The sequence below is a fragment of the Mesorhizobium sp. genome (assembly GCF_024509055.1).
In the GTDB taxonomy this organism is placed as follows: domain Bacteria; phylum Pseudomonadota; class Alphaproteobacteria; order Rhizobiales; family Rhizobiaceae; genus Mesorhizobium.
On record NZ_JANINM010000236.1, the window covers coordinates 1 to 2,733 of the forward strand.

General features: G+C 61.9%; 3 protein-coding genes. All 3 read left to right on the forward strand.

The window, feature by feature from the left end; all coding sequences use genetic code 11:
- Nucleotides 1–1,446 (forward strand): type VI secretion system Vgr family protein (tssI, locus tag Q0L57_RS11660; RefSeq protein ID WP_296742761.1); only part of this gene is annotated, 1,446 nt, incomplete at its 5' end.
- Between the two features lie 83 nt (nucleotides 1,447–1,529).
- The gene (locus Q0L57_RS11665) at nucleotides 1,530–2,210 is read left to right on the forward strand and encodes a hypothetical protein (protein WP_296742765.1); all 681 of its coding nucleotides are present in this window, start codon (nucleotides 1,530–1,532) and stop codon (nucleotides 2,208–2,210) included.
- A 98-nt stretch (nucleotides 2,211–2,308) separates the two neighbouring features.
- On the forward strand, nucleotides 2,309–2,733 hold a 425-nt coding region (locus Q0L57_RS11670; RefSeq protein ID WP_296742768.1), incomplete at its 3' end, for an ImpA family type VI secretion system protein.

Genomic DNA, 2,733 nt, shown 5'->3' on the forward strand with positions numbered 1-2,733 from the left:
GGTGAAACCGATCTCGCCTTCCTGCAGCGCCTGCTCGCCGAGGAGGGGATATTCTTCTATTTCAAGCACAGCCAGTCCGATCACAAGATGGTGCTTTGCGACCAAGCCAACGCCTACCCCGAGGCCGATCAGAAGACGATCGAATACAGGCAGGACATGATCGACGTGGCCGACGCTGTTCATGCGTTGGATTTCGGCGCCAACCTGACCGATACGAGCTGGACCCTGCGGGATTACAACTACGAGAGCGCGGCCAACCCTGTCGAACACACGAAAAAGACCGCGCTGAAGCCGGCAGCCTCCAAGGACTGGGAGCAGTTTCGCTATCCCGGCGATGGGATGAAGACAGGCCGGCTGACACAGCTTGCGGGCGTTGCCGTCGATGCCGTGGATGCGGGCTTCGAGGTTGCCAGTGGCCGGGGGACCGCGGCCAGCTTCACGCCAGGCTACCGATTCACGGTCAAGGAGCATCCTGTCGATCAGGTCAAGGGCAAGGAATTCGTGTTGACGCGGGTGGTCCACGAGGCAAGGGATCAAAGCTATTTCACGACCAAGCCCGGTATCGAAGGCAAACCTTTCTATCGCAACAGCTTCACCTGCATTCCGGTAGGTCGGCTAGCGCGCCCGGCGCTGCCGATGCCAAAGCCGATCGTGCTGGGCCCGCAGACCGCGCTCGTGGTCGGTACGAAGGGTGACGTCGCGACCGACGAGTATGGCAGGATACAGGTCCGGTTCTTCTGGGACCGTGAGGGAGAGAAGAACAACAAGGCGACCTGCCACGTGCGCGTCGCGCAGTCGGTCGCTGGCGACCAGTGGGGGGCCGTTTTCGTCCCACGCGGTGGCATGGAAGTCCTCGTTCACTTCCTCGACGGTGATCCCGACCGGCCGCTGGTGACCGGCGCCGTCTACAATTCCTCCAACGCCCCGCCATGGATATCGAAGGAAAACGGGACGAAGAGCGGCCTTCTCACCCGGTCCATGGCGAGCGCGAGCAAGGAGGACGCCAACGAACTGTCGTTCGACGACAAGGCCGGGTCTGAGAAGATCGTTTTCCACGCGCAGAAGGACTTTCTGCGCGAGGTGGAGAATGATGACACGCTGGACGTGAAGCACGACCAGACAAGCACGATCAAGAACGATCGCAAGACCACCATCTCGGAAGGCAACGACGCCCTGACCGTGTCCAAGGGCAACCGGACCATCACCATCAGCCAGGGCAACCAGACGACGAAGGCGGCGGTGGGGTCGGTGACGATCGAAGCAATGAACGGCATCACGCTGAAATGCGGTGAGAACACCATCAAGCTGACCCAGCAGGGCATCGAGATAAACGGAATGCAGGTCAAGATCGCCGGAACGGCCAAAGCTGAAACGAAGGCGCCGATCATCGATATCGCGGCGGACGCGATGGCGACCGTCAAAGGTGGTCTGGTCAAGATCAATTAGTCTGGATCGCAGTCGGCGATCGAGGCAGGGCGGAGACTGCGTTTGGGAGGCAACGAAAAAAGAGCGACGGCTCGGATGCGGAGATGTCCATGCCGCCTTTTCGCCCTGTCGCTGGCCGGGACGCGTCGATTCGTGCGGGAACTCGCGAAGTGAAGGTTCAGACGGACCCCTTTCGCAAGGTGAAAGAAGCGACGGCGCAGGAAATCTGCAGCCGCGTGGACCTGTCACAGGAGGCCAAGGCATTCTTGCTGCCGAGTCTCTCACCGCAAGGTTTCCTGGCGCTGCTCGCCGACAACAAGCATATTGGCGATGCGGTTCGCTTCCTTGCCTTCGCGTTGCCGATCAGAGAAGCGATCTGGTGGGCATGTGTCACCGTCGGCGGCAGCCAGGATCAGTTGTCGGCGCCCGAGGCAGACTGCCTCGAGAGAGCGACCGCCTGGGTCTACGAACCTGGCGACGCCAGGCGCCGTGCCTGCATGGAAGCAGCAGAAGGCGCAAATCTCGAAGGCGCCGCCGCCTATGCCGCGCTGGCGGTCTTCTGGTCGGGCGGCAGTCTGGCACCGGCCAACATGCCGGATGCATTGCCGGATCCCAGCCTCGGCGCGATCGGCGTCGGGGCATCGGTGCTGTTAGCGATCACCGGTGGCGAGCCGCAGAAGCTGGACCAAAGATTCGAGGCCGCGATGCTTCGCGGGATGGACATCGCAAATGGCGGGAACGGCCGGCTGAAGTCCGACCGCCCCGCGACGAATCTTGAACGATGAGGACAATACCGGCGGTCATCGATCGCGGCGCGTATTTAGCGTTTGATTCGGACATTGAATTCTATCAGTGTCTAAATTGGCGGGAGGAAAGTTAGTAAATGGCAGCGCCGCAGGTTATCGACATCGATACCCTTCTCGCTCCGGTTTCGGACGAGTCGCCGGCCGGTGCGGACCCGCGAGCCGAAGGTTCGGCTAATTCACTTTACTATCAGGTCAAGGACGCGCGCAATGCTGCGCGGTCCGAAGAGCGCGCATCGGTGGAAACGGGGCGGCCGACGCCGGAAGCATGGGGCACCGTCGTTACCTCGGCAGGCGAGTTGCTGAGCCGTGGCGGCAAGGATCTCGAAGTTGCGGCCTGGCTGGTCGAAGCGCTTGTTCGCACCGAAGGGTTCGCCGGGCTCAGGGACGGCTTGAAGATCCTCGCGGGCATTGCGAGCCGTTACTGGGACGGCTGTTTTCCCGAGCTCGACGAAGACGGTGTCGAGGGCAAGCTGGTGTCGATCGCCGGCCTCAGCGGAGCGGG

Bases quoted from the DNA above. Each gene is read 5' to 3' on its own strand.
- Q0L57_RS11665 (WP_296742765.1), top strand. From the start codon at position 1,530: ATGTCCATGCCGCCTTTTCGCCCTGTCGCTGGCCGGGACGCGTCGATT.